We start from the raw sequence: 24,629 nt of genomic DNA, 5'->3' as shown, positions 1-24,629 counted from the left end.
ATGGCTATTCTTGATAAAACCAAAACGATAGTACTCAGTCATGCGCTGACCGTGGCTGATACGCGCTACGAGCACCTGGATCTGAAAGAGCCAGCGCTGGCTGAGGTGGAACAGTTTTATGACATTCAGAGCGCCAAGAACAGCATGGCCGCAATGAAGCTACTGATCGCCCTGAATTCGGGCGTGACTGAAAAAGCGTTGGGTGCAATGGCATTTACCGATTACCGGAAATGTGAGGGCTTTCTGATGTCTTTTTTAACCTACGATCCCTCGACGGATGGCAACAGTTAGCCGCTGAGGTGACGAAGTATTACGGTTGGGGGCCACGTGATGCGTGGTCCCTGAGCCGTACCCGGTTAAATTTCTGGGCCGATCAGGCTCGTAGAATTGAAAAGCTGAAGGCGGGAAAAAAATAATGGCCAATTCATTCGATTTTGAGCTGACGGCGAATGATGAGGCGTCAGCCGCGATATTGCGCATTGAGGAGGTGGTAAAAAACCTTAATCCGCTACTGGATAAAACGCGCGATGCGTTGGTGCTGGGTGGGCAGGATTCGAGAGATAATCTGGATGAACTGGGCAGTCGGTTTGACGTACTTGCTCGGAATGCCCGCAGCGGTGTGCAGTTCATCGGTGATCTGGTGCCCCCATTAAAAATGGTAGGAGGATTAACGCTGGGGCTGGGCGGTGCGGGTGCTGCGGTAAATGTTATTAAAAACAACCTGACCGAGTTCGCTAATGCTGGCTATCGCATCGATACCATCGCGAAAAACGTCAGTATGACGGCCGATGCGTTTCAGGAACTGACTGGTGCCATGATTGAGAATGGCAGTGCCCGTGATGCGGCAGAGAGTTCAGTTGGTGATTTGTTCGAGAAAGCGAATGATGCGGTGCATGGCCGAAATGACGGTTTTTTGGCGCTCCTGCAGCAAGAGGGAATTGGGATTAGTAAAACCAAGGAAGGTCTGGCTGATGTGGGAAAGTTGACCGAAGACATTAACCGAAAAATGCAGGAATTGTCACCAGGCATGCAAGCACTTTTTGGTAATAAGTTAAACCTCTCCCCTGAGTTGCTAAGTTATTTGCGTAACACAACCAGTGAAGTGCAGCGCCTGAAGGACCAGGCGCGCCGGGATGGCCTTATCTTTAGCGATAAGGACCTGCAGAACGCGCTGGCGTTTAAACAGCAACTGAACCAGATCGGTGCTGCCTATGATGGCATGCTGATGAAGGGGCAGGCATGGTTGGGGCAGTCGAAAACCTTAAGGGCATCTGTTGATCAGGTTACGCAGATTATGTCGCACGGCCTGGACAGCGCGACGGTTGGTTCAATATTAACTCTCAACCATGGAGGAAAACAGGCAGACATCATCCGCAAGGCACAGCGCGACGATAAATTTAAAGACACGCTCTCATGGAAAGAAAAGCTGGATTTAAATTTCAGCTATGCCTCAGAAGATCTGATCAAAAAGCTCAACGGATATTACAAACCGGTTTGGCGTGCTGAACGGTTAAAAGAGGACATGCAAAAAGCGGCGATTGCCCCTCCAAAAAATGTGATTAACCCTACTGATCAGGCTTTAGGTAACACTCCAGAGCAGCAGCACTTATCGCAGCTAGAGATACAAAATAATCTCCCTAAAGGTTTGTTGGACAGGGTGTGGAATGCAGAGTCTTCACGGGGGAAGAAGCTTTTCTCTTCTGCTGGTGCAGAAGGCCCATTTCAATTTATGCCAGCAACCGGCCGTGATTATGGACTCAACAACCGCGCCGATCGCCTGGACTTCAATAAATCTAGTGATGCAGCAGCACGATATCTATCAGACTTGCTTAAACAGTTCGATGGTGATGTTAGTAAGGCTGTCGCAGCCTATAATTGGGGGCCTAAGCGGGTCAAGGATATAGGGTTGGCCGGTGCGCCGAGCGAAACCCGAAACTATTTACAGCGGATTATGCCTGGACTTCCAATGTTCCACCCGCAAGGGGAGACATTTGCCGCTGCTGGCCCTAACTCATCAGCGGAGAACCCTACCCAGATCTTTAGTGGGCCGATAAGTCATGGTGATTTTACTGGGCGAGATCAGGAGCTGGTATCAGCTATAAAATCGCTCAATCAGACAATGCAGGATAGTAAAATGCAGGTTGAGCTCACACTGGTTGACAGTAAGACGGGCGAGCGCCGAACCATAGTTGGCAGCGATGGAGCTCGGGTGTCAACCTCAATGAACTTCCAATAGCATTGTGTTAGCATCAACGCTGATCTGATTCATTACGCTATATGGATGGTGCGAGATGAGCTTGTGGAATGCAATTTTGTTAGGTTCGGTGTTGTTTCTATTTTCTGTTTTTTATTCGTTTAAGAAAGAGTCGTCAGCCTTCAGGTCTCTCATGAGGTTTGTTGCAGTATCAGTAATAGTGATTGCATCATATTATGGATACATCCTTAAAGGAATGATAGACCAATCAAGAAACTGCAATGATAAAACAGAATCTTTTTACGAGAGTAATAGAGAGCTCTGCTATAGCGTTGTGAATATAAAAGAAATAGTAAATAAAAATGCCAATTTGGAAGTTAATAAATTTATTATCATCAATGATAAAGTGGCAATTTTTAACACGCCATTGAATGAGCAATACGAAATAAAGTATGTTGATGGCGTGGGGTTGAAGACAAGATTACTGAATTGATATTGATGTTAATAAATTATTTACTGAAACTAATATGAAGCGCCCACCATTTTTACAAATCGCAGTTCGGTAAGTTGCTTTAATTGATCGGCATCTAACCAACGGAAGTTCATTGATAATAGTAATACCCAACCCGCTTAACGGCGGGTTTTTTGTTTCTGGAGAAACCATGGCTCTAATCAATGACGCATTGTCTGCCTTACTGGGGAGTGGCGAGAGCTGGAACTGGTTTGAGCATATCCACCCTGCGTCTTTTCGTGGCGTACCTTTTGCTGTTGCCAGCGCAGAGGGGGTGTTTGGCCGCCGGCAGGCGGTGCATGAATATCCCTACCGCAATACAGCCTGGGTAGAAGATCTGGGGCGCGGCACCCGAAAAATGACCCTTCGCGGTTTCATTGTGCATAACAGCCTGGCGTATGACGCGCCTGATGTTATCACCCAGCGAAATTCGCTGGTGGCCGCATGTGAAATGGAAGGCGCCGGCACGCTGATCCATCCGACGCTGGGGGAACTCACGGTCAGCGTTCCTGATGGCGGCCTGAGGGTCCTGGAAAGTGTAGATAACGGGCGATCGTTCGAATTCACACTCACTGTCATTGAGTCCGGCCTGAAGGTTTTTGCCATTACCGGCAGCGCACAGGCTGCTTCCCTGGTTCAAACCAATTGGCTACGCACCGGCTTCATGGCAGCCACCAAATTTATCGCAACGGTGAAGGGCGAGATCCGGAGTGTCACCCAAACCATTAAAACGCTACGAAATACGGCAGCGTTTTGGGGAAACATGGTGAAAGGCACGGCCAACGAAGTGACGAACCTCAGCAACGTCCTGAAGTCCACCTTCGGCAGCGCCCGCTATGGCAGGTATAACAAAGGGAGTGTGGGCGGTGGGGTGTCCGGTTCTACCGGTGCGATTAACCGGGCAGAGGACACCGAGGATTACGCCGGACTGGTTCATCAAAAAATGGCGGAGGCGGTGATTGGCCGTGCAAAGTTGCTGGCCCTCACGGCCACCTTCGAGAGTGTGGCCGCAGCCGATGCCTTTCCTGTCGATGCGAGGGCGATCATTGATGAGGTGATTTCGGTAAGTGGCAGCGTTGAGGAAAAGATCCGCATGCTGGAAACCCTGGCCTCATACCGAAATGCGACGTTTTACGCGACGGATGCAGAAAATGCTATTGCTCAAAGTGCCACGATCCTGCTTTGCGTTTTATCCGCCGGCGCCCTGGCGGTGGTGGCGGCAGATTATGAGCCCTCAAGCTATGACGATGCCATTTTGATGTTAAACCGCGTCTGCGACACGCTGGATGACGTTTTACTGATAGCGGCCGATGCTGGCGATGATGATAACTATCTCAATTTGCTGGAAACCCGAAACGCACTCGTTAATGCGTACGGGCAGAAAGGCGCGGAGCTGAGTTCGCTTACACAAGTTGTTATGTCTGCGTCATTGCCGGCATTAACGCTTGCCAATCGCCTTTACCAGGATGCCGCGCGCGGGGATGAGTTGGTGCAGTCAGTTCAGCCGCGCCACCCAGCCTTTATGCCGACGAAGTTCAGGGCGCTGAGAAAATGAAAGATGAACTGATATTGAAGGTAGGCAACAAAATTATTCAGGGTTGGGACGAGGTTAGGGTGACGCGCGGTATTGAACGTTTACCCTCTGATTTTGATTTGTCACTGATGGATTACTACCCAGCCACAAATGAGAAGCAGCTGGTTAAAAAGGGGGACGCGTGTCAGGTATTGCTGGGTAATGATTTAGCGATGACGGGTTACATCGACCGCTGGTCCCCGTCCTTATCAAAATCGCGTCATGAGGTGAGGGCTACCGGCAGGAATAAATGTCAGGACCTGGTGGACTGCTCTGCAGAGTGGCCCAATAACGTCATCAGCCAGGCCAACGCACTACAAATCGCCCAGCGCCTGGCGGCGCCCTACGGCATAAAGGTCAGCTCTGACGTGACTGATTTGGTGACAGTACCGCAATTCACATTGAACTGGGGGGAGTCGTCGCAAGAAATCATAGACAGGATCAGCCGTTGGGCGGCGTTGCTCTATTACGACACCCCTAATGGTGATCTGCGGTTAACCCGGGTTGGTACCCGCAAGGCGGCAAGTGGGGTGGCAGAGGGTGAAAATATTGAAAACGCCTCGCTGATGGACTCAATGGACGAGCGATTTTCCGACTATGTGGGTGTATCGATGTCGATGACCCCTGCGATGGAACTTTCACCTGACAGTGGATATTCAGCAGTAACACTGGCCAAAGTGCGAGATCCTGAAGCAGCAAAAATGCGGTATCGCAACCGGATTGTCATTGTTGAGAGCACGATGAATTCCCATGGACAGGCGCAGAACTGCATTGACTGGGAAATGAACCGGCGATATGGCCGTTCCCGGCAGTTGCAGGTGACAGTGGATAGCTGGCGCGACAAGGACGGAAAATTATGGGAACCCAATACCCTCATCCCCATCAAGATCCCCACATTCGAACTCCCTGATGAGCTGTGGCTCCTCTCTGAAGTGACCTACAGTCGCAATGGTTGGGAGGGGACAACGGCACGGATGGTGCTCATGCCGCCTGAGGCTTTTGCGGTTCAACCGTACCAATTTTACAGTCAGGTGATGGAGCTTAACCGATGAATGACGGCATTTTAAGGCAACTCGGCCGGCGTGTGGCCATGATGATTGGTATCGGGCGCATCACTGCTCACAGCGACGCTGGCGGCATTCAAGAGCTCCAATATCAGACCCCTCTGGAAGTGCGCGGCGGAACGCCACGAATGGCTGAGTTTGGTTTTTCTTCAGGCCTGCCGGTGGGTACCGATGTTGTGCTCGCCTATTTGGGCGGGGATCGTTCCAGCGCCGTGATTGTGGCCAGCAACAACCAACAATACCGGCATTCTGGTTTAAAGTCCGGTGAAACGGTCACTTATAACCAGTGGGGCATGTTCATAAAGCTGACCGAGAACGGCATTGAAGTCGAAGCAAATGGTCAGCCGGTGACGGTCAGCAATGCTACCGCCGTCACGATCAATGCGGCAGAGGGTGTTCTGATGAATACGCCAGTCCTGAAAGTGACGGGCGATGTTATCGATAACTGTGAAAGCAATACCGCCACGCTGAAACAACTGCGTGATGGACACAATGAGCACGACCACGTCGTGAAAAACGTCCAGGGTGGCAGCGATGAGAAAATCAGCGAGAAACCCGGGGAGCCCGTTGAATGAGTGATATCAGTTCTTTCTGGGACGTCGAACGCCTAGCGGCGGATTGGCGCGAGGGGTGCGGTGATTTAATCAGCGGCGACGATCTGCAGACGGCAATCATTATCAGCCTGTTTACCGATCGGGTGGCTCGTGATGATGACGATGTTGACGGTGATGATCGCCGTGGCTGGTGGGGGGATGCCGGTGAGGAAAATGATATTGGTTCCCGCCTGTGGTTGCTGAGACGGCAGAAGCTTACACAGTCGGTCGCGCAAAAGGCAGAGGAGTATTCCCGAGAGGCCCTGCAATGGCTGGTGACGGATGGCGTAGTGTCGTCGTTCTCTGTCGCCACTCAGATCGTTTATCCCCGCCGTTTGAATATCGTTATCCGTTACCAGGGGCCGGGGAATGTTGACGATACGGATATGCGTTTTTTTTGGGTTTGGGAGCAATAAATCATGCCATTCAAGCGACCTACATTAACCGAACTACGCGAGAAGAACCGCACACAGCTTCAATCAGAACTCAGAAAAACCGGCGCGCTCTTACGTTATTCCAATATGCGGGTGCTGGCCGACGCCGATGCCGGCTTGGCGCATCTGCATTACGGGTATCTGGATTATATCGCGCAGCAGGCAACCCCATTTAACTCGACAGACGAATGGTTGTCGGGTTGGGCCGGGTTGAAAAGCGTCTATCAGAATGCCGCCAACCCGGCATCAACCCCCTCGTATCAGTTCAGTGGCACCGTAGGTGCGCCGGTAAACAACGGTGCAGTGTTACGCCGAGGTGATGGCTACCGTTACCGAGTTGATAGTGACGTAGTCATCGGGGCAGACGGAAAAGGGTTGGGAAAACTGACGGCGGTACTTCCCGACATCATCGACGACCCCACAGGTGGCGGTATTAACGGAAATGCCGATGCCGGAACCACTCTGACGCTTGATATATCCCTGCCTGGTATTGATGCCAGCGGCGTGATGCTGGATCCAGCAACCGGCGGAGCCGATATCGAAACGCAGGATAGTTTGCGTGCTCGCATGCTGCTGGCGTACCAAAATCCGCCGCAGGGCGGCAGTGATACGGACTATGAGCAATGGGCGCTGGCCGTGCCTGGCGTTACCCGTTGCTGGCCTAAGCGGAGGCTGATAGGGGCAGGCACCGTTGGGGTATACATCATGTGCGACGGCAACGATGAAACCAACCACGGCTTTCCTGTTGGGACTGACGGCATATCCCAGTTTGACAGCTGGGGGGCGCAAAAGGCTACCGGGGATCAGGGGCGCGTGGCGGATTATATCTACCCGCTGGCACCGGTGACCGCACTGGTTTACGTTTGTTCGCCAGTAGCCAAGACAGTGGATTTTGAGATCAGCGGTATTTCACATGTTGGCAGCGACATTACTGCGGCCATCGCGGCGGCTATCGACAATGTATTTTTCGAGGGTGGCACACCGGTCGGAAACGGAAAGATTTTCCTTTCTGACTTGAACAGGGCGATCGGAGATATTGACGGTACCGCTGGTTTTATCCTGGTATCGCCGGCGGCTAATATTGAACTTGGCGTGGGAGAACTGCCGGTACGCGGCGAGGTGACTTACACATGAGCCAGTTTACCGCAGAGGAATATCAACGCGCACTGCAGGCATTAATCCCGACCGGGTTAGCGTGGTCGCGCGCCCCTGGAGGTGTTCAGGCTGCGGTTATCCGCGCGCTGGCTGCAGGGTTTCAGCGTAGTGATAATGACGCGATAGCGTTGCTTGTCGGGGCTTTTCCCGAAACCGCTACCATCATGCTGACTGAATGGGAAAAAACGCTTGGCTTGCCGGATGACTGTTCGATCGGTGAAGTTGACACAATCGCGAAACGCCAGGCGGCTGTGGTATCAAAATTTATCAGTACAGGTGGCCAGTCACGGACCTATTTTATCGGTATAGCCAGAGCACTCGGTTACAACATTACCATCAAGGAATACCGCCAGGCGCGCGCCGGCCTTTCTGCCTGTGGTGATGGGTTAAATGGTGACGACTGGCCATTTGTGTGGCTGGTGGAGGCAGAGGAAACAACCATTTCCTATGCCCGTGCCGGGATGAGTTATTGCGGCGACCCACTGCGTTCCTGGGGGAATCGACAGCTTGAGTGCAGAATGACCGCGTTATCTCCCTCCCATACAATCGTTAAGTTCGGATATATTAATTTCGGTTTCAATGATGAAGGGGTGTATGACGTCACTCCAGAATTTGCCGAAATGTTTGATACCACATCTGGCTACCTGTAAATAAATTAATCTCAAACATATCACTCAGTGAGTGAGGGACTATCATGCAAAAAGTTGGCAGCACCACAGATACTGCAGATATAAATGGTGAATGGACAAATGGTAATGTTGCACAAGGCGAGCCACCGACTATTTTAAATGCGGAAATATTAAATACATACCAACGAGAGTTGGTTAATATTGTTGTTTCTGCAGGTTACGATTTAGATCCAAATGATGACTCCCAAGTATTAAAGGCGTTAAATAAGATATTTGGAACGGGTAGGCTATTAAATATTCAGAAATTCAATTCTTCAGGGCTATACATACCAACTGTGGGTACAGAATCCTATATTGTAGCGATAATTGGCGCAGGTGGCGGTTCTGCAGCTGCACCTGCAACAGGAGCAAATGAGGTTTCGATCTCATGTGGTGGTGGAGCTGGTGCTTATGCAAAAGGTAAATTCAATAACGACGGCATAAACAAAACGGTCACGATCGGCGCAGGTGGTGCTGGCGGCACTGCCGAAAATATCTACGCAAGTGATGGCGGGGCGTCATCGTTCGGCACCTTGGTTGTTGCGCCAGGAGGTAAAGCAGGGCTTCCTGCAGGCCCAGCATCACCGCCGTTCCAGCCTGTGGCGAATACAACCAGTGACAACCCAACCGGCGGCAATCTCATTTCTGCCCCTGGCTCATCTGCATCCCCTGCCGTGGCTGTCAGCAACAGCTATGCAATCGGATCTGCAGGTGCTTCATCATTCTTTGGTGGAGGAGGCTGGGTCGTTGCAATAAATACCTCTGCTGCCGCCGGCCAAGCGCCGGGTAGTGGCGCGGGTGGGACATCGCGAGGAAGTGGCGGGGCTGCGGTGGCTGGCGCTACAGGAGCTGACGGGATGGCAATTATATGGGAGTACAGCTAATGAGCCGTTTCGCCTGGGTAGAAGATAACGTAGTGAAAAACGTGATCTCATGGGATGGAGTTTCCACTTTTCCTGTTGATAGCAAAGTTTCATTAATACCGATTGGGCAAGATAAAGAAGGAAAAATTGGTGATATATATGACACGCAGAGGGAAGTCTTTGTTAATAAGGAAACGTAAAAGCCATCAAAAATAAAAAATATTTATTTAATCCAAGTCTCGATTAATATCAATTCATTATCCATGAGGTGGCTATGTCGCAAAGATATAGTACGGGCAACCCACGCCCATCAAATAGTATGAAAGATTTAAATGATAATGTACTTGCGTATGATGACTTTATAAATGGAGAGCAAGAAGAAGCATTTGACCGATTTCAAAGACCGTTCCCTACAGTAAGAAACCAGGTTAAAGAACGCATAAATGAAATTATTGGGGCGCAGGAAGATGCAGAGGCTTATGCAAAAGAGGCGAAACTGAGTGCTGAAAACGCTCAGAACATCGCTGACGCCAATACGTACTCCATCACGCCAACGGACCCAGACGGGACGATCGCAGGCATTGCAGGTACGCAAAATGGGGAAAGTTTTCGGGTTGGACTTGGTGACGGAGAAGGATTTAAATACTACATTAACAATAATGGCGTAGCTATTTTAATTTCAGAGTTACCGGGTGTAAATGCGACAAATAAAATATCTGATGAATTGTATAAAGAAATACAAAACTATCCTGATAGCGCAATATCAACACCAAACATTAGCGCGGTAGTAGAAGGCGGTAATGGTGTTGTAGCGCCCTTTATGAACAAAAAAGGAAGGGTAGGTAGTGTTGACGAGTTTGGAGAATGGCAAGATGCCGCATTCGATAATTCTCTGATAAACAAATTTACTTATAAAGCGCAGGATTTAGTTTTATCGGATGGCTCTATTTGTCGCGAAGTTGTATTGGATGAGTCTCGGCGAGTAATTGAGGCGTGGACATATGATGGAGGGTATTACTTAGCATCCGACTCAGGATTGAAAAGGGTTTCAGGTGGTGACCCCGAAAACAAAGAGGCAGCAATTGTCTATGCGTCAGCCATAGCTACAATTGCCGGTGGGGTTGGCACGCGGGTATCAGTAAACATTGATGATAATGTTTGCTATATCCTCGTTACGTGGGGCCAATCCCTTGCCCAGGGCTATAACGGTGATGCTTCTGATACCCTGACGGCTGTAACACCACTTTATCCAGATAACTGCTTGATGTTTGCAGGAACCAGACCAAGCAGGGGCGTTACTGAGATCACATCGCTTACACCCTTAAAAGAAGCTATCAGCGCGGGAGGGTTGAAGGAAACGGCGGCTAGCAGCCTGGCATCTCACACGTTCCAGATGGTCCAAACAATCACTGGGCATTCCATCAGAACGTTGTCATTCGTGGCGGCAGAGGGCGGTAAAGCATTCCAAGATCTGACGAAAGGGACGCCAGCATGGCAAGCAATGATCCAGGGTATCGTGGATGCAAAAAATATTTGTATCCAAAATGGCTGGAAACCCGTTGTAGCCTGCCTGGACGTTATGGCCGGTGAGACAGACTCAGAAAATATCAATGCAATGACCACTGAACGCTACAAGCGCCAGCTTCAGCAGTTGGATGCTGACTTTAACTCAGAAGTAAAACGCATTACAAAACAGAGCGTCAACGTCCGCATTATCGTTTGCCAAAGCGCATTTACACCAAACTCTCGCGGCCTGTGGGATCAACCAGTGCGTCAGGCTCAATATGATCTCGATGGTGTAGGTAACATTCGCTTGGCTGGCCCTGTCTATCAATTCCCTTATGCTGATGTAATTCACATAAATAGTCTTGGTCAAAATCGCCGTGGGCAAATGATATCCCGCGCAGCAGTATGGGATTTCTTTGGTACAGGTTGGCGACCAATTAAGTTTGTAAATTATATATGGAGAACGCCAACTCTATTGAGTCTTGTTTTTGATGTTCCAACCCCTCCATTGGTACTTGATACTTCAGGGGATGTTATTAATACATCAGGGTTAGGAGCGGGGCTTGGTTTTGTTTTGGATGATAGAAGTTCAACCCCTATAGTCATCGTGAGTGCTGTTGCTGCCAGCGGCTCCGTTGTTGATATAACTTTATCAGCTGCGCCAGTTAATCCTGCAGCGGTTCGCGTTGGGTACGGTATAAAAAGGAACGATGGGAATACGACACAGGATGGCCCAGTAATCGGAGCGAGAGGTTGTCTTCGCGATAGCACAAATCATATATCGCTATATGACTCAGTGTCTAACCACAACTGGATGTCAGCATTTATCAAAGAAATTCCATTTTAAAGGGTAACCCAATGATCGTATCAATTAAAGCAAGAACAAAAATAGTTAACCCAAGCCTTCCCGTTTTAAACTTATCACCTGAAGAAGAGTTTATTTTACGGAAAATGCCGTCAGCGTGGATCTCTTCTGCGAATGGTCTGCTGTCAGATGATGGAACAAACGTTAAGCTTATTCTTGATCGCGGCGGTAATGAGAACTGGGAACCATTGCTTTCAAACATGCCACGTAAAGCCCTATCAAATGGGAAGCCAATTCTTAACTTCGGAGCTCCCGGACCAACCAACAATGGTTCTGTAATTTCTCAGAATGAACATGAAGCATTACCGGAATCCGGCGTTATGACCGTAGCGGCTTTATATCGTATTCCATCAGGACTCAAGGGCGGTAACCTCTTTGGTAACAATGCCGCCGACCCGAATCGCTTGCGTGTACGGTTTGGTTCGGATTCTTATAACGGTAATGCGTTGTGGATAAACCACGGCACGGCATCACCAATTAGCGATGATAACTATCCAATTAATACAACGTTGGAATTCCGGGATAACGCCTGGCATATCGCGCTGATTGAAATCAATGCCGGGATGCACAGGTGGGAGCATGACGGCACTTTACTGCAGCAGAAATCTGTTGGAGCGATACCGTTTGCGACAACTGATAGCCGCAGATTGGTGGTGGGGAGCGCAGGCAACCCGATTTCCAATGGGTTTATCGGTGACCTTGCGGAGTTGTTGGTGATTCCTTCGACCATCGATAGCGTAACGAAGACCATTATTTACTCGTGGTTCAACGCACGGAAAGCGAGTTTGACTGCGTAAACCATAGACCCTGTCCACTCTCAAAAACTATCTTCCGTTAACGATCAGAGCCCTATCATTTTTGGGCTCAATCGGTCTTCACATCGGTTTTTTCTTACGCATATACTGTATGTATAAACAGTATTTGTTGTGAGGTAAAACACTATGCCATCAAAATTCGCAAGCCCAGCGGCTGACTACGTCGAGAAGCGTTTGAGTCTGGATGAGATCTGCATCATGAGGCCACACGCGACGTATTTCATGCGCGCAGCGGGCCAGGCGCTGGCTGTGGGTATCCATGACAGCGCCTTGCTCGTTATCGACTCATCAGTAACGCCTGTGCATGGCAGCATAATCATTGTTGACGTCGGCGGTGAGCATGTATTGCGGCGTCTTCGCCTATATCCGTACCGCGCTTTAGAGTACGTGGATGGGTCTGGTATGGAGACTATGCTGGGTAACGAAGAAGACGGCGAGGGGATTCAGGTGTTTGGCGTGGTCACCTGGGCTGCCAACGATATGAGGTCGTGCGAGTTTGATGATGTGCCGGTGATTTAGGATTGATGGCTGGGATGGCCGGGAAGGATCCCGGCTTTTTGTGCTGCTCAGTCATTATCCGTTCAATTTGGATTTTTGCAGTTGGTCGAATTTTTCATGCAGCGACTTTGGATAAAGTTCGGTGTATACCTGCCACAGAATGTTCAGCGATCGATGGCCAGTGACCTGGGCAACCTCTTCAATCGTGAAACCTGCCTCAAAAAGGCGACTAGCTCCCTCACGGCGTAGGTCGTGGTATCGAAGATCTTCTATACCTAACATGTCTCTGACCTGTCTATAAGTTTGGGTGATGCTTCGGCTATTGAACGGGAACACCCTTTCATCGATTCTAGCCTGGCGATTAAGGATATCCCATGCCTCACCAAGCAACGGAACGGACATGTGATTACCTATTTTCTTGCGCGGATCTTTCCTATCCCTGACCAAAACAGATTTTTGCTTTTCGTCAACATCGCCCCATGTGATCTTGCAAACTTCACCGATACGCATACAAGTTAATATCGAAAAAAGATATATTTCTGAGAAAGGGATTTTATTGTAGGACCCAGATTCCTTCTCTTTAAGGCCGGATAGAATAAGTTCAGTTTCGGTGCGAGTGGGCCGGCGACTTCTCTTTTGTGATGGGCCTATCACACGCATCTGGGAAAGGTTCATTCTAGCTAACTCGTATGCCTGCAAGTCAACGTCGATATCAAATATTGGTTTAGCCGCCTTCAGGACAGATCCAATATAGGCCAAGTCCTGCGCAACCGTTGCCGGCCCCGCGCCATTACCCCTGCGTTGTTCACAGTGCTCGATCAATACTGACGATGATAGCGCGGTGATTGGTCGAGTGGCAATTTCTGATCGGGCCAGCAACTTGAGGACATCAGCTTTAGATCGTCCATACTTTATGTTGGGGTGGTTAGTATATTTCTGGATCAGGTGCGCGAGGGTGATATGTGTTGATCGTTCATCGTTAGGAGTGCCATTAGCTTCTATGTGCGCAACTCTACCCATACCCCACGCCTTGGCCAGTGATAGCTTGCCGAATGTCTTGTTTTCACGATAGACGTATTTACCCGCATGTTTTACGCCCACAGTGCATCTATAGCGAGGTGCACCATCTGAACGCATCCTTTTCTCAACCGTATAAAAGGCCATACCGATTCCTGTTGCATGGCACCCTTGGGGTGCTGGGTGGGGGACTGTGTGGGAAAATTTAACCCAAATAAGTAAAAAATGCACTATAAAAATACTGTTCATAAAAACAGTTGTTGGTGTTAAGTATTGATTTTAAATTATTTTATTTCACCCCCATTAGGAATGTAACCGGTGTTTTGTCGGGGCTTTTTTTATGTCGGTCAATCAGTCTGATGTCAGGTTTAAACCGTTATGTTTCGTTTGATTGACCGGCAGATAGGCGGGTTACAGTGTCAGTACCCACACAAACAACTTCGTATGACAGCTTTATACCAGGCGCAGTAACCTTTGCTACAAGTCATGCTGAATGGCTGCATTAATAAATTATTAATTCTTAAGGGGAAGTGAATTTCCCTTGTGAGATTAACATTTTGACAATGCTTAAATATAAATTTGTACTCAATGATAAAGGAGATGTAGATGACGGATATAATTGCTCAAAATGTTGTTGTTTCGATGCCATCACAACTTTTCACATTGGCGAACTCGTTTGGTGCTATTGCGAATGGCCATATTTACATCGGAAGAATCGATACTGATCCAACCATTGTAAGCAATCAAATTCAGGTATATATGGAAAGTGCTAATGGCAACCGGGTGCCAGTAACACAACCGATAGCCATCAACGCTGGTGGATATCCGGTATATTCTGGACAGGTCGCCAAATTTATTACTGTCGGCGAACATAGTATGGCGATTTTAGATGCTAATAATACTCGGCAGTTTTATTTTTCTAATGTTTTAAATTACGGGGAAAATCAATTTAAAAGTGAAATCATGGATGGGCTACTAAGCCCCAAAGGGGCCTCAAAGATTGGTTTCGACATCGAAGATGATTACCCTAAGGGAACGATAGGGCATACTTTCAATAATTTATTTAAAACATGTCAGTATGTACAGTTTTATTATGATGAAATTGGAAGTTGGGATGATGCAATTTTTCAAGCGCAGCTGAATATTTATCTTAAAGGTTACTCACCTAAACTGGTACTTCCAAGTGGTATTATTCATTTAAAGAGACCAATTCTAGGAGCTCAAGCGTTGGGGGATGCTATCCATACTGCCAGACCTGACTTGCAATTTTACAACTCTGTCACCGGCAGATACAAATCTACATGGCCAACGATTATTGAGGGCACATATCGTAAACATTACAATGCTGGGACTAACCCCAATGCGGGTACTCAAATATACTTAGACTTAAATAACGATGCGGACCTAACTTACCAAAATTATGGGATAATTCATGTTGGTCCAACAGAAGCAGAGCAATTTAATCAAAGTGCCATGGTGAAAAAAGCCTGGCCGGGAACATGTGTCATAAGAAATGTTAACTTGGGTTCATATTTAATGACACCAAGCCAATATTCTGGGTGGTGTCACGGTATTGTTTCATTTAACGGAACACAGAATCTGATTGAAAATGTCCAGGTTTATAACGTTTGGGGAGGAGGGATTTTATTTGATTGGTGTTGGGATAGTAAGATCACCAATTGCTTGATTATGAGATCTGGACGGATGATGGGGCGTGCCGATTATTCTGCTGCTGAAACAGATATTATAGAGAGACAGTTACATTCTGCCATTCAAGTTATGATGTCTCCCAGGGGAAGCGGAACGCTACCTAGTGAAAGTAGTGATAATAGTAATTTTATCCGCGTATATGACTGTCATATTGAGGATAACTACGGAACTGCAGATATAATGGCAAGGGGCCAGGCATCACCAATATGGATCGAAAACTGCCATTTTGAAGCCGATGGTGTTGCCCCTGCGAGTTCAAGAAAAACGGCGATAGCCCTTAGTGCTGGTATTACTCAGTTTATGGGAGATCCTTCCTTAGGTTGGAATGAAAATGCAGCAAATTTCGGAGCGTATGTTTATTGGTATGGTGGTTCAATGTATACCAATGCATATTCTTATACTGCTAGAGTAGGCCGATACTCAGAACTCTCCTTAGAAAATATAAGGTTTCCTAATATCAACAAAATACTCGTATCTTCAGGAAATACGCCAAGTAAGTTATCCGCAGTTAACTCTGCTCTTGGTGATGTGCAACTAAATGGAGGCAATGCTAAAGACTACCCGTTAAGTATGACGGATTGTTCAGCAAATGATATTACCGTAAGCTATGTTAAAGGAATACGTTTGACGTCTTGCAATATTTCCAGCTTGACGGTTTCAAATAATACAGCAACTGCGACAACGCCTTCGATACTCAATGGGGTTATTGCTGGTTATATGTCTGGTGTGTTCAGTTTTGCCTTCGGCGATGTGTGGCTTACCTCTACGACGACAGAATCTGATTACAACGTAACAAACGGGACTGTTCGCGAGAATTTCAACTCATATTCCAATTCTACTGGCGAATATAAATAAGGGAGATACCATGCCTAGAATGAGAGATTTTGTTGCGTTAAATAAAGCAACCAGCTTCGATAATCTTATGACACCTGGCTACTACGTATTTGGTTCTTTACTTACAGATGTTAACAGCCCAGGACTCCCGAAAAAGCTGTCTGGTAAAGCCGGATCATGTTCTGTGGCAGCGTTGGTAGGTAATGGCATGCGACAAACGTTTGTCGGAAGAGATAACCCTAAAATATATTATCGTGTCTGGAATGGTTCTAGCTGGTCTGCAACCAATGAAATCACTTCTGCAGCGATTTAGTGCGGCATAAAATTAAGACAATTGAGTCACGGGTCGTGTCCAAGAAAATTCAACATTACTGTAATTTCAGGGTAAAGGGGCAGTATTACACTGCCCCTGTTAAACTTGGCCTTAAGGCTTCTTGGCCACCAGCACCGCACGCAACGGGGCCGGGTAACCTTCAATTGTCTTGCTGCTGTCCTTGGGATCAAGGAATTCGGCCAGTGATTCGCTGGTCATCCAATCGGTGCGGCGCTGCTCTTCGGTGCTGGTTACGCACGTGTCGGCAATCTTGACGTCGACAAAACCGCATTTCTCCAGCCAAGACTTCAGCGCTTCGGCCGAAGGAATGAAGTAGACATTGCGCATCTGGGCATAACGATCGCCCGGCACCAACACCTGGTTGCGATCGCCTTCCACCACCAGGGTTTCCAATACCAACTCACCTTCGGAGACCAACTGGTTTTTCAACTGATACAGATGATCCAATGGCGAACGGCGGTGGTACAGCACGCCCATGGAAAATACCGTATCAAAGGCGGCCAACTCGGGCAATTGCTCAATACCTAGCGGCAGCAGATGAGCGCGTTGATCGCCACCCAGCAGTTTGCGAACCGCTTCGAACTGGCACAAGAACAGCTGCATCGGATCAATGCCCACCGCCATCTGTGCGCCGGCACCCACCATTCGCCACAGGTGATAACCGCTACCGCAACCGACGTCCAGAATGGTGCGGCCGGCCAGCGGTGAAATGTGCGGCAGAACGCGATCCCATTTCCAGTCGGAGTGCCATTCGGTATCAATGTCGATGCCGTACAGCGAGAACGGGCCTTTACGCCACGGCATCAGGGTCCGCAGCATCTTTTCGATGCCTTCCAACTGGCCCGGCGACAGCGGTATCTCCATCTCGGCGCGCACGCCGTGCAGCAAATTGAGACGGCTTGGCGTCAGTTCCGGCAAGTGTTCAACCGAGTTAAACCACTGTTTGAACTTGCCGTGCAGCGACTCGCGTTGCCAGGCGCTGAGCTGCGCGGGCAGGGTATCCAGCCAGTGGCTAAGGTTGCCTTTAGCGATGCGCTGATAGAAATCGCCAAACTCAATCATTGCTCAGCTCCCGCTTTCAACGCGATCAGTGAACCGAAGTTAAAGCACTGAAACCACACTTCGGCATGTTTAAAACCGGCCTGTTTCAGGCGGGCCTTGTGGGCTTCAACCGAGTCGGTCAGCATGACGTTTTCCAGCATGCTGCGCTTTTGGCTGATCTCCAGCTCGCTGTAGCCGTTGGCACGCTTGAAATCGTGGTGCATGTTGAACAGCAGTTCGCCGACGTCAGCATCTTCAAAACTGAACTTCTCCGACAGCACCAGCGCACCGCCTGGGCGCAAACCGCGATAAACCTGCTCCAGCAACCGCAGACGGTCAGCCGGCTCGAGGAATTGCAGGGTAAAGTTCAGCACCACCATGGAAGCATTTTCGATCTTGATATCGAGGATATCGGCTTCGATAACCTCTACCGGCGTATCGGCGCGGAAAGCGTCAATATGGCGGCGGCAGCGTTCGACCATCGCCGGAGAGTTATCGACGGCGATGATGTTGCAACCCGCCACCTTGATATTCCGACGCATCGACAGCGTTGCCGCGCCCAGAGAACATCCCAGGTCATACACCTGGCTATCTGGCTGCACAAAGCGTTCGGCCAGCATGCCAATCATCGAAATGATGTTGGAGTAGCCGGGAACGGAACGCTGGATCATGTCGGGGAACACTTCAGCGACGCGTTCGTCGAAGGTCCAATCGCCCAGTTTGGCGATGGGGGCAGAAAAAAGAGTATCGCGGTTTGGCATAGCGGGAAGTCAGTTCAGAATTCGAAGGCGCGTATTCTAACAGATAACGGCAAGAAAGCGGAGCGGAAGCAGGCGGCGGGGCCGCCTGATGACGAACAGAAGATCAATACAGGCTGAAAATAAGATCCCAGGGCAGATAGAAAATGTTGGCCAACACCATCAGGACCAACGAAATATAGGTTGCCGCCATACCTGAACGGCGCCAGCGGACTTCACGGTTACGCAAACCGTAGTAGTGTACCAAACGTCCGGTCATCAGCATCAGACCACAAATATGGATCATCCATATTCCTGCGCCGTTCATTTCCATGATCACCAGCAGCACGGCGGCGATAGGAATATATTCTACGGCATTGCCGTGAACGCGGATGGCGGTCTGCAGTTCATAAAAGCCGCCGTCTCCGTAGGCGACACGGTATTGCATCCTTAACTTAACCACGTCATAAGAGAGTTTGATCAACAACAATGCGCCGAGCACGACATAAAGCGCGCTTACCATTTTTAACTCCATTCCCTAACCAAAACTGGCAGCGAGCATCATAGCCGCCATTACAATCACTGTCGCGAGGAAAAATCTGATGTAATCGGTCAGATTAATCGGTCAAAACAGTGCATCCTGCTCCGGCCAGTCCGGCGGCGGGGGCAAATTAGGAATAGCCTGATGAAGCTGCTGCCAGATTTTTTGCGCCTGTTGCGGTGAATCGCCATTATCCGGCGTATGAATAAACAGGAAGGGGGTGGATTGCTGTTGCCAGGTGGGCAGTTTTTGCTGCCAGGCGTCAAACCAACGCAGATTATCTTGCAACACGTTGCCGCCGATAAAACGGACCAGCGGGTTGTGGGCGGTGACCAGCGCATGCACCGGCAGCTTGGGTTTCTTTTGCTGGGCATCACGCACCGCGGCGCTGTCAGGGGCGGCATGATGCACCGGCCGACTGTCGAGGATCACCCGGTTGATACCACGTTGATGCAGCCCCTGATTCAACAGGCGCTCTTCCTCGCCCTTGGCGAAGAAAGCCGGATGACGCACTTCTACGCCGTAGGTGAACGCTTTCGGCAACCCGTCAAAGAACTGCCACATGCGCGGCAATTCATCCGGCCCAAATGCCGAGGGTAACTGCAACCAAAGCTGCCCTATACGCTGATGAATCGGGCTCAGGCAGTGATAAAATGCCTGCAGCTCGGCATCGCAGTTACGTAGTGCTGCCTTATGGCTGATCTCTGAGGGGAACTTGAAACAAAAGCGAAAATCATCGGTGGTCATGTCGCGCCAGCGCTGAACGATCTCCGGCTTGGGTAACGCGTAGAAAGTCGTGTTGCCTTCCACGCAATTAAAATAGCGGCTGTAATCCGCCAGATCGCGCAGCCCGATACGATTCCAGGCTGTGTGCTGCCACTGCGGTAGTCCGATGTAGATCAACGCGCCATCTTCCTTAATTTATCTCATCAGCTTACACGTTAACGTTACTGGTCGAGCGCGGCAAGGATTTCGCCGGTGCTGCGCACGCGAGCCAGGCGTGGGAAGATATTGTCGAAGGCAAACCGGTGCATCTCAGTATTTTGCGCGCTGCACAGGTCTTCGGCTATCACTAACTCGTAACCGTGCTCCCAGCCGGCGCGAGCGGTGGATTCAACGCCGATATTGGTGGCGATCCCGCCTAGCACCAGAGTTTTAATGCCGCGGCGGCGCAATTGCAAATCAAGTTCGGTACCGTAAAACGCGCCCCATTGACGTTTGGTCACCAGAATATCGTTGTCGCTGACCGCCAGAGATTCCGGAAATTCCCACCAGTTCGCCGGTAATCCACCCGCCGGCGATGGCGCGGGTCTGTCCACCGGCTGTTTCAGCGCATCGGCAAATGTGTCGGACCAGCCGACGCGCACCAGGATCACCGGCGCGCCGAGCGAGCGAAAACGCGCTGCAAGTTGCGCGCCGTGGGCTACCACGCTTTCGGCGCTGTGCGGCCCACCGGCGTAGGGCAGGATGCCGTTTTGCAAATCAATCAGCACCAGCGCTGTGGTTTGAGCATCAAGTTTCAACATCGGGGTCTCCCGTTACTGGGTGAATAAAATATGCGCAGCCAGAACGGCGCACTAAAACCAGGGTGAATTCAGGCTACGTGAAAAAAGGGTCACCGGTTAATGAGAAATTTGTTAATCAATGTGTTACTTCGGACAAAAACACGCCATTTAGTGCTGCAACAAAGCTGTGTTCGCACTTATCTGGAGCATGAATTTCCTTTATAATGATCGCCTTTTTTCAACACACTTTACTCCAACGAACTATGCCGATTTATGAATATGCATGTGGTGCTTGCAGCCTTCGGTTAGAGAAATTGCAAAAATTTTCCGATGCGCCGCTGACTGACTGTCCGGCGTGTGGGCAGCCCGCGTTAACCAAGTTGATTTCTTCCACGGGTTTCCAGTTAAAGGGCACCGGTTGGTATGCAACAGACTTCAAACCGGGTAATAAATAGAGTTCATCAGTTAACAGCCGCGTGGCCAGCGCAAAAGCCCGCGCGGAATCGGCTTAAGCCAAAAGGATAGCGTATGCGTACTGAATATTGCGGGCAGTTGAATCTGTCCCACGTGGGCCAGGAAGTCACTTTGTGTGGTTGGGTCAACCGTCGTCGCGATCTGGGCGGCCTGATCTTTATTGATATGCGCGACCGCGAAGGCATCGTGCAGGTGTTCTTCGACCCGGACCAGAAAGCCGCGTTTGACAAGGCATACGACCTGCGCAACGAGTTCTGCATTCAGATTGTCGGCACCGTGCGTGCGCGTCCGGACAGCCAAATCAATAAAGATATGTCCACCGGGGAAGTGGAAGTGTTCGCTCATGCTCTGGAGATCATCAACCGCTCCGAGCCGTTGCCGTTGGACTCCAACCAGGTCAACACTGAAGAAGCGCGCCTGAAATACCGCTACCTGGATCTGCGTCGCCCGGAAATGGCCGATCGCCTGAAGACCCGCGCCAAAATCACCAGCTTCGTGCGTCGCTTTATGGACAGCAACGGCTTCCTCGACATCGAAACCCCGATGTTGACCAAAGCCACGCCGGAAGGTGCGCGTGACTACCTGGTACCGAGCCGTGTGCACAAAGGTAAGTTTTATGCGTTGCCGCAGTCGCCACAGCTGTTCAAACAGCTGCTGATGATGTCGGGTTTTGATCGTTACTACCAAATCGTCAAATGCTTCCGCGATGAAGATCTGCGTGCTGACCGTCAGCCTGAATTTACCCAAATCGACGTTGAAACCTCTTTCATGACCGCCGATCAAGTGCGTGAAGTGATGGAAAAATTGGCGCGTGACCTGTGGCTGGATGTGAAGGGCGTGGATCTGGGCGATTTCCCGGTCATGACCTTCGCCGAAGCTATGCGTCGCTATGGCTCCGACAAACCGGATCTGCGTAACCCGCTGGAGCTGGTGGACGTTGCCGATCTGGTGAAAGACGTTGAGTTCAAGGTGTTCTCCGGTCCGGCTAACGACGCCAAAGGCCGCGTAGCCGCTATCTGCGTTCCGGGCGGCGCGCAGCTGACCCGTAAGCTTATCGATGAGTACGGCACCTTCGTTAACATCTATGGCGCCAAAGGCCTGGCCTGGCTGAAGGTCAATGACCGTGCCGCCGGCATGGAAGGCGTACAAAGCCCGATCGCCAAATTCCTCAGCGCGGAAGTGCTGGAGGCTATCCTGACGCGTACCAACGCGCAGACCGGCGATATCCTGTTCTTCGGCGCAGACCGCTTCAAGATTGTGACCGATGCGATGGGCGCGCTGCGTCTGAAACTGGGCCGTGACCTGCAACTGACCAAACTGGACAGCTGGGCGCCACTGTGGGTGGTGGACTTCCCAATGTTCGAAGAAGACGGTGAAGGCGGCCTGGCGGCGATGCACCATCCGTTCACCGCACCGCGCGACATGAGCCCGGAAGAGCTGAAGTCGGCGCCAATCACGGCCATTGCCAATGCCTATGACATGGTGATCAACGGCTACGAAGTGGGCGGCGGTTCCGTGCGTATTCACCGCAGCGAAATGCAGCAGACGGTCTTCAGCATTCTGGGCATTAACGACCACGAACAGCGCGAGAAATTCGGCTTCCTGCTGGATGCATTGAAGTACGGCACACCACCGCACGCCGGCCTGGCCTTTGGTCTGGACCGACTGGTGATGCTGCTGACCGGCACCGACAACATTCGTGACGTGATTGCCTTCCCGAAAACCACCGCTGCTGCCTGTCTGATGACCGAAGCACCAAGCTTCGCCAACCCGGCGTCGTTGCAGGAGTTGGGGATTTGCGTGGTCAAGAAAGCCGCGTTACCGGAAGAGAACGAGTGATGAGCTACAAGCGGCCCGAGTCCATTTTGGTAGTGATTTACGCCAAATCCAGTGGACGGGTGCTGATGTTACAGCGGCGCGACGATACCGAATTCTGGCAGTCGGTTACCGGTAGCCTGGAGGAAAATGAGTCGCCGCCGCATGCCGCACGGCGTGAGGTCATGGAAGAAGTCGGCATCGATATCGAAGCAGAGAATCTGCCGTTGTTCGATTGCCAGCGCTGTGTGGAGTTTGAACTCTTTGTCCATTTGCGACATCGCTATGCCCCGGGAACCACGCGCAATAAAGAGCACTGGTTCTGTCTGGCGTTGCCTGAAGAGCGCGATCCGGTGATTACCGAGCATCACGCCTACCGCTGGCTTGAGGCGGCGCAAGCCGTGAAGTTGACCAAGTCCTGGAGCAATCAGCAGGCGATTGAAGAGTTTGTGATTAATTCAGTCCAGTAATTTTTTTCGGAGATTTTTTATGGCAGGTCATAGTAAGTGGGCCAACACAAAGCACCGTAAAGCTGCGCAGGATTCCAAGCGCGGTAAAATTTTCACCAAAATTATTCGCGAGCTGGTGACCGCCGCGAAACTGGGCGGTGGCGATCCAGGGGCTAACCCACGTCTGCGTGCGGCGATCGACAAGGCGCTGTCCAACAACATGACGCGCGACACCCTGAACCGCGCCATCGCGCGTGGCGTAGGCGGCGATGATGATTCCAACATGGAAACCATCATTTATGAAGGTTACGGTCCGGGCGGCACTGCCGTCATGATCGAATGCCTGAGCGACAACCGCAACCGTACCGTGGCCGAAGTGCGTCATGCCTTCACCAAATGCGGCGGCAACCTCGGCACCGACGGTTCCGTGGCTTATCTGTTCACCAAGAAGGGCGTGATCACTTACGCACCGGGCCTGGATGAAGACGTGGTGATGGAAGCGGCGCTGGAAGCCGGTGCTGAAGATATCGTCAGCTACGACGACGGTGTTATCGACGTGTTCACCGCCTGGGAAAATCTGGGCGAGGTGAAAGATGCGCTGACTGCGGCCGGTTTCACCGCCGACTCGGCGGAAGTTTCCATGATCCCATCGACCAAGGCCGATATGGATGAAGAAACCGCGCCGAAACTGTTGCGTCTGATCGACATGCTGGAAGACTGTGACGACGTGCAGGAGGTTTACCACAACGGCGAAATCTCCGACGAGGTTGCAGCGACGCTGTAATAATGAAGTTGAAGTACGGCGCTGCTCTGTGGCAGCGCCTGGCGATGTTAATGCTTAACGCAAGGTGGGTGTAGGGATGACGATCATACTGGGTATCGATCCCGGATCGCGCGTCACCGGTTATGGCCTCATTCGCCAGCAGGGTCGCCAGCTGAGCTATATCGCCAGTGGCTGCATTCGTACCGTGGTGGATGACATGCCGACGCGGCTGAAGTTGATCTACGCAGGCGTCAGCGAAATCATCACCCAGTTTAAACCGGATTTTTTCGCTATCGAACAGGTGTTTATGGCGAAGAACCCGGATTCGGCGCTCAAACTCGGGCAGGCGCGCGGCGTGGCGATTGTTGCTGCCGTGAACCAGGACCTGGAAGTGTTCGAATATGCGGCGCGTCAGGTGAAGCAAACGGTGGTCGGCACCGGCGCGGCAGAGAAGGCGCAGGTGCAGCACATGGTTCGCTCGCTGCTTAAACTGTCGGCCAATCCCCAGGCGGACGCCGCGGATGCGCTGGCCATCGCCATCACCCACTGCCATCTCAGCCAAAACGTGCTGCGAATGAGCGAAGGGCGGTTAAACCTGGCTCGTGGTCGTTTAAAGTAGTGCTTGGTCAGTGACAACTCAGGCTGGATATTCATCCAGCCTTTTTTATGT

General features: G+C 50.6%; 27 protein-coding genes. 21 read left to right on the top strand and 6 right to left on the bottom strand.

What is annotated here, in order from left to right; genetic code table 11:
* The 14 genes from JEM67_RS15970 (at window position 1) to JEM67_RS15905 (ending at window position 12,760) form a co-directional block, all read left to right on the top strand.
* Window positions 1-291, top strand: coding sequence for a phage tail assembly protein (locus JEM67_RS15970; protein ID WP_199639603.1), 291 nt, complete (start codon window positions 1-3; stop codon window positions 289-291).
* A 124-nt stretch (window positions 292-415) separates the two neighbouring features.
* Window positions 416-2,236, top strand: a complete 1,821-nt coding sequence (locus JEM67_RS15965) for a lytic transglycosylase domain-containing protein (RefSeq protein ID WP_199639605.1) — start codon at window positions 416-418, stop codon at window positions 2,234-2,236.
* A gap of 55 nt (window positions 2,237-2,291) precedes the next feature.
* Window positions 2,292-2,687 carry a hypothetical protein gene (locus JEM67_RS15960; protein ID WP_199639607.1) on the top strand — a complete coding sequence of 132 codons (396 nt, stop codon included), beginning with the start codon at window positions 2,292-2,294 and terminating at the stop codon, window positions 2,685-2,687.
* 169 nt (window positions 2,688-2,856) lie between these two features.
* Window positions 2,857-4,260: a DNA circularization protein gene (locus JEM67_RS15955; RefSeq protein WP_199639609.1), complete on the top strand. Its 1,404-nt coding sequence runs from the start codon at window positions 2,857-2,859 to the stop codon at window positions 4,258-4,260.
* Window positions 4,257-5,330 (top strand): phage baseplate assembly protein, encoded by a 1,074-nt coding sequence (locus JEM67_RS15950; RefSeq protein WP_199639612.1) that lies wholly within the window; start codon window positions 4,257-4,259, stop codon window positions 5,328-5,330. Before JEM67_RS15955 ends, JEM67_RS15950 begins: the two co-directional genes overlap by 4 nt.
* Entirely contained in the window at window positions 5,327-5,917 is a 591-nt protein-coding gene (locus JEM67_RS15945) for a phage baseplate assembly protein domain-containing protein (protein ID WP_199639614.1), read from the top strand. The genes JEM67_RS15950 and JEM67_RS15945 overlap by 4 nt, the downstream gene beginning before the upstream one ends.
* Window positions 5,914-6,351 carry a phage GP46 family protein gene (locus tag JEM67_RS15940; protein ID WP_199639616.1) on the top strand — a complete coding sequence of 146 codons (438 nt, stop codon included), beginning with the start codon at window positions 5,914-5,916 and terminating at the stop codon, window positions 6,349-6,351. The genes JEM67_RS15945 and JEM67_RS15940 overlap by 4 nt, the downstream gene beginning before the upstream one ends.
* Before the next feature lie 3 nt (window positions 6,352-6,354).
* Window positions 6,355-7,503, top strand: coding sequence for a baseplate J/gp47 family protein (locus JEM67_RS15935; RefSeq protein WP_199639618.1), 1,149 nt, complete (start codon window positions 6,355-6,357; stop codon window positions 7,501-7,503).
* The gene (locus JEM67_RS15930) at window positions 7,500-8,174 is read left to right on the top strand and encodes a YmfQ family protein (protein ID WP_199639620.1); all 675 of its coding nucleotides are present in this window, start codon (window positions 7,500-7,502) and stop codon (window positions 8,172-8,174) included. The genes JEM67_RS15935 and JEM67_RS15930 overlap by 4 nt, the downstream gene beginning before the upstream one ends.
* Before the next feature lie 44 nt (window positions 8,175-8,218).
* A complete protein-coding gene (locus tag JEM67_RS15925) occupies window positions 8,219-9,076 on the top strand; it encodes a glycine-rich domain-containing protein (RefSeq protein ID WP_199639622.1) in 858 nt (285 codons plus the stop codon).
* Window positions 9,076-9,255 (top strand): hypothetical protein, encoded by a 180-nt coding sequence (locus JEM67_RS15920; protein WP_199639624.1) that lies wholly within the window; start codon window positions 9,076-9,078, stop codon window positions 9,253-9,255. The genes JEM67_RS15925 and JEM67_RS15920 overlap by 1 nt, the downstream gene beginning before the upstream one ends.
* Window positions 9,256-9,329: 74 nt before the next feature.
* On the top strand, window positions 9,330-11,408 hold the full coding sequence (locus JEM67_RS15915) for a hypothetical protein (protein ID WP_199639626.1): 2,079 nt from the start codon (window positions 9,330-9,332) through the stop codon (window positions 11,406-11,408).
* Between the two features lie 11 nt (window positions 11,409-11,419).
* Window positions 11,420-12,223: a hypothetical protein gene (locus JEM67_RS15910; protein WP_421412537.1), complete on the top strand. Its 804-nt coding sequence runs from the start codon at window positions 11,420-11,422 to the stop codon at window positions 12,221-12,223.
* Window positions 12,224-12,367: 144 nt separating this feature from the next.
* Window positions 12,368-12,760, top strand: coding sequence for a S24 family peptidase (locus JEM67_RS15905; protein ID WP_199636094.1), 393 nt, complete (start codon window positions 12,368-12,370; stop codon window positions 12,758-12,760).
* Between the two features lie 54 nt (window positions 12,761-12,814).
* On the opposite strand, the gene JEM67_RS15900 is transcribed toward JEM67_RS15905, so the two are convergent.
* Window positions 12,815-13,903 (bottom strand): tyrosine-type recombinase/integrase, encoded by a 1,089-nt coding sequence (locus tag JEM67_RS15900; protein ID WP_199636093.1) that lies wholly within the window; start codon window positions 13,901-13,903, stop codon window positions 12,815-12,817.
* 459 nt (window positions 13,904-14,362) lie between these two features.
* Here JEM67_RS15900 and JEM67_RS15895 point away from each other — a divergent pair, with 459 nt between their 5' ends.
* The gene (locus JEM67_RS15895) at window positions 14,363-16,321 is read left to right on the top strand and encodes a phage tailspike protein (RefSeq protein WP_199636092.1); all 1,959 of its coding nucleotides are present in this window, start codon (window positions 14,363-14,365) and stop codon (window positions 16,319-16,321) included.
* A gap of 10 nt (window positions 16,322-16,331) precedes the next feature.
* The gene (locus JEM67_RS15890) at window positions 16,332-16,613 is read left to right on the top strand and encodes a pyocin knob domain-containing protein (RefSeq protein WP_199636091.1); all 282 of its coding nucleotides are present in this window, start codon (window positions 16,332-16,334) and stop codon (window positions 16,611-16,613) included.
* 111 nt (window positions 16,614-16,724) lie between these two features.
* Here JEM67_RS15890 and cmoB read toward each other — a convergent pair whose 3' ends face one another.
* From cmoB to JEM67_RS15865, 5 genes are all read right to left on the bottom strand, one after another.
* Window positions 16,725-17,696 (bottom strand): tRNA 5-methoxyuridine(34)/uridine 5-oxyacetic acid(34) synthase CmoB, encoded by a 972-nt coding sequence (gene cmoB / locus JEM67_RS15885; RefSeq protein ID WP_199636090.1) that lies wholly within the window; start codon window positions 17,694-17,696, stop codon window positions 16,725-16,727.
* Window positions 17,693-18,436 (bottom strand): carboxy-S-adenosyl-L-methionine synthase CmoA, encoded by a 744-nt coding sequence (gene cmoA, locus JEM67_RS15880; RefSeq protein ID WP_004945557.1) that lies wholly within the window; start codon window positions 18,434-18,436, stop codon window positions 17,693-17,695. Before cmoA ends, cmoB begins: the two co-directional genes overlap by 4 nt.
* Window positions 18,437-18,539: 103 nt before the next feature.
* The gene (locus tag JEM67_RS15875; protein ID WP_004945554.1) at window positions 18,540-18,935 is read right to left on the bottom strand and encodes an MAPEG family protein; all 396 of its coding nucleotides are present in this window, start codon (window positions 18,933-18,935) and stop codon (window positions 18,540-18,542) included.
* Window positions 18,936-19,037: 102 nt separating this feature from the next.
* Window positions 19,038-19,853, bottom strand: a complete 816-nt coding sequence (locus JEM67_RS15870) for a DUF72 domain-containing protein (RefSeq protein WP_199636107.1) — start codon at window positions 19,851-19,853, stop codon at window positions 19,038-19,040.
* Between the two features lie 47 nt (window positions 19,854-19,900).
* On the bottom strand, window positions 19,901-20,479 hold the full coding sequence (locus JEM67_RS15865; RefSeq protein ID WP_199636089.1) for a hydrolase: 579 nt from the start codon (window positions 20,477-20,479) through the stop codon (window positions 19,901-19,903).
* A gap of 203 nt (window positions 20,480-20,682) precedes the next feature.
* Between JEM67_RS15865 and JEM67_RS15860 the strand changes: the two genes are divergently transcribed.
* From JEM67_RS15860 to ruvC, 5 genes are all read left to right on the top strand, one after another.
* The gene (locus tag JEM67_RS15860; protein WP_004945545.1) at window positions 20,683-20,913 is read left to right on the top strand and encodes an FmdB family zinc ribbon protein; all 231 of its coding nucleotides are present in this window, start codon (window positions 20,683-20,685) and stop codon (window positions 20,911-20,913) included.
* Window positions 20,914-20,986: 73 nt separating this feature from the next.
* Window positions 20,987-22,771 (top strand): aspartate--tRNA ligase, encoded by a 1,785-nt coding sequence (gene aspS, locus JEM67_RS15855; protein ID WP_199636088.1) that lies wholly within the window; start codon window positions 20,987-20,989, stop codon window positions 22,769-22,771.
* Window positions 22,771-23,217, top strand: coding sequence for a dihydroneopterin triphosphate diphosphatase (gene nudB / locus JEM67_RS15850; RefSeq protein WP_006325886.1), 447 nt, complete (start codon window positions 22,771-22,773; stop codon window positions 23,215-23,217). The genes aspS and nudB overlap by 1 nt, the downstream gene beginning before the upstream one ends.
* A gap of 19 nt (window positions 23,218-23,236) precedes the next feature.
* Window positions 23,237-23,980 carry a YebC/PmpR family DNA-binding transcriptional regulator gene (locus JEM67_RS15845; RefSeq protein WP_012145503.1) on the top strand — a complete coding sequence of 248 codons (744 nt, stop codon included), beginning with the start codon at window positions 23,237-23,239 and terminating at the stop codon, window positions 23,978-23,980.
* A 76-nt stretch (window positions 23,981-24,056) separates the two neighbouring features.
* Window positions 24,057-24,578, top strand: a complete 522-nt coding sequence (gene ruvC / locus JEM67_RS15840) for a crossover junction endodeoxyribonuclease RuvC (RefSeq protein WP_004945529.1) — start codon at window positions 24,057-24,059, stop codon at window positions 24,576-24,578.
* The last annotated feature ends 51 nt before the right edge of the window (window positions 24,579-24,629 follow it).

Origin of the sequence: Serratia sp. PAMC26656, assembly GCF_016469055.2 — a bacterium.
Classification (GTDB): domain Bacteria; phylum Pseudomonadota; class Gammaproteobacteria; order Enterobacterales; family Enterobacteriaceae; genus Serratia; species Serratia plymuthica.
This window is presented reverse-complemented; position numbering and strand designations above follow the sequence as displayed.

Coding starts and splice junctions, on each gene's coding strand:
- JEM67_RS15970 (WP_199639603.1), top strand. CDS start 1: ATGGCTATTCTTGATAAAACCAAAACGATAGTACTCAGTCATGCGCTG.
- JEM67_RS15965 (WP_199639605.1), top strand. CDS start 416: ATGGCCAATTCATTCGATTTTGAGCTGACGGCGAATGATGAGGCGTCA.
- JEM67_RS15960 (WP_199639607.1), top strand. CDS start 2,292: ATGAGCTTGTGGAATGCAATTTTGTTAGGTTCGGTGTTGTTTCTATTT.
- JEM67_RS15955 (WP_199639609.1), top strand. CDS start 2,857: ATGGCTCTAATCAATGACGCATTGTCTGCCTTACTGGGGAGTGGCGAG.
- JEM67_RS15950 (WP_199639612.1), top strand. CDS start 4,257: ATGAAAGATGAACTGATATTGAAGGTAGGCAACAAAATTATTCAGGGT.
- JEM67_RS15945 (WP_199639614.1), top strand. CDS start 5,327: ATGAATGACGGCATTTTAAGGCAACTCGGCCGGCGTGTGGCCATGATG.
- JEM67_RS15940 (WP_199639616.1), top strand. CDS start 5,914: ATGAGTGATATCAGTTCTTTCTGGGACGTCGAACGCCTAGCGGCGGAT.
- JEM67_RS15935 (WP_199639618.1), top strand. CDS start 6,355: ATGCCATTCAAGCGACCTACATTAACCGAACTACGCGAGAAGAACCGC.
- JEM67_RS15930 (WP_199639620.1), top strand. CDS start 7,500: ATGAGCCAGTTTACCGCAGAGGAATATCAACGCGCACTGCAGGCATTA.
- JEM67_RS15925 (WP_199639622.1), top strand. CDS start 8,219: ATGCAAAAAGTTGGCAGCACCACAGATACTGCAGATATAAATGGTGAA.
- JEM67_RS15920 (WP_199639624.1), top strand. CDS start 9,076: ATGAGCCGTTTCGCCTGGGTAGAAGATAACGTAGTGAAAAACGTGATC.
- JEM67_RS15915 (WP_199639626.1), top strand. CDS start 9,330: ATGTCGCAAAGATATAGTACGGGCAACCCACGCCCATCAAATAGTATG.
- JEM67_RS15910 (WP_421412537.1), top strand. CDS start 11,420: ATGATCGTATCAATTAAAGCAAGAACAAAAATAGTTAACCCAAGCCTT.
- JEM67_RS15905 (WP_199636094.1), top strand. CDS start 12,368: ATGCCATCAAAATTCGCAAGCCCAGCGGCTGACTACGTCGAGAAGCGT.
- JEM67_RS15900 (WP_199636093.1), bottom strand. CDS start 13,903: ATGGCCTTTTATACGGTTGAGAAAAGGATGCGTTCAGATGGTGCACCT.
- JEM67_RS15895 (WP_199636092.1), top strand. CDS start 14,363: ATGACGGATATAATTGCTCAAAATGTTGTTGTTTCGATGCCATCACAA.
- JEM67_RS15890 (WP_199636091.1), top strand. CDS start 16,332: ATGCCTAGAATGAGAGATTTTGTTGCGTTAAATAAAGCAACCAGCTTC.
- cmoB (WP_199636090.1), bottom strand. CDS start 17,696: ATGATTGAGTTTGGCGATTTCTATCAGCGCATCGCTAAAGGCAACCTT.
- cmoA (WP_004945557.1), bottom strand. CDS start 18,436: ATGCCAAACCGCGATACTCTTTTTTCTGCCCCCATCGCCAAACTGGGC.
- JEM67_RS15875 (WP_004945554.1), bottom strand. CDS start 18,935: ATGGTAAGCGCGCTTTATGTCGTGCTCGGCGCATTGTTGTTGATCAAA.
- JEM67_RS15865 (WP_199636089.1), bottom strand. CDS start 20,479: ATGTTGAAACTTGATGCTCAAACCACAGCGCTGGTGCTGATTGATTTG.
- JEM67_RS15860 (WP_004945545.1), top strand. CDS start 20,683: ATGATCGCCTTTTTTCAACACACTTTACTCCAACGAACTATGCCGATT.
- aspS (WP_199636088.1), top strand. CDS start 20,987: ATGCGTACTGAATATTGCGGGCAGTTGAATCTGTCCCACGTGGGCCAG.
- nudB (WP_006325886.1), top strand. CDS start 22,771: ATGAGCTACAAGCGGCCCGAGTCCATTTTGGTAGTGATTTACGCCAAA.
- JEM67_RS15845 (WP_012145503.1), top strand. CDS start 23,237: ATGGCAGGTCATAGTAAGTGGGCCAACACAAAGCACCGTAAAGCTGCG.
- ruvC (WP_004945529.1), top strand. CDS start 24,057: ATGACGATCATACTGGGTATCGATCCCGGATCGCGCGTCACCGGTTAT.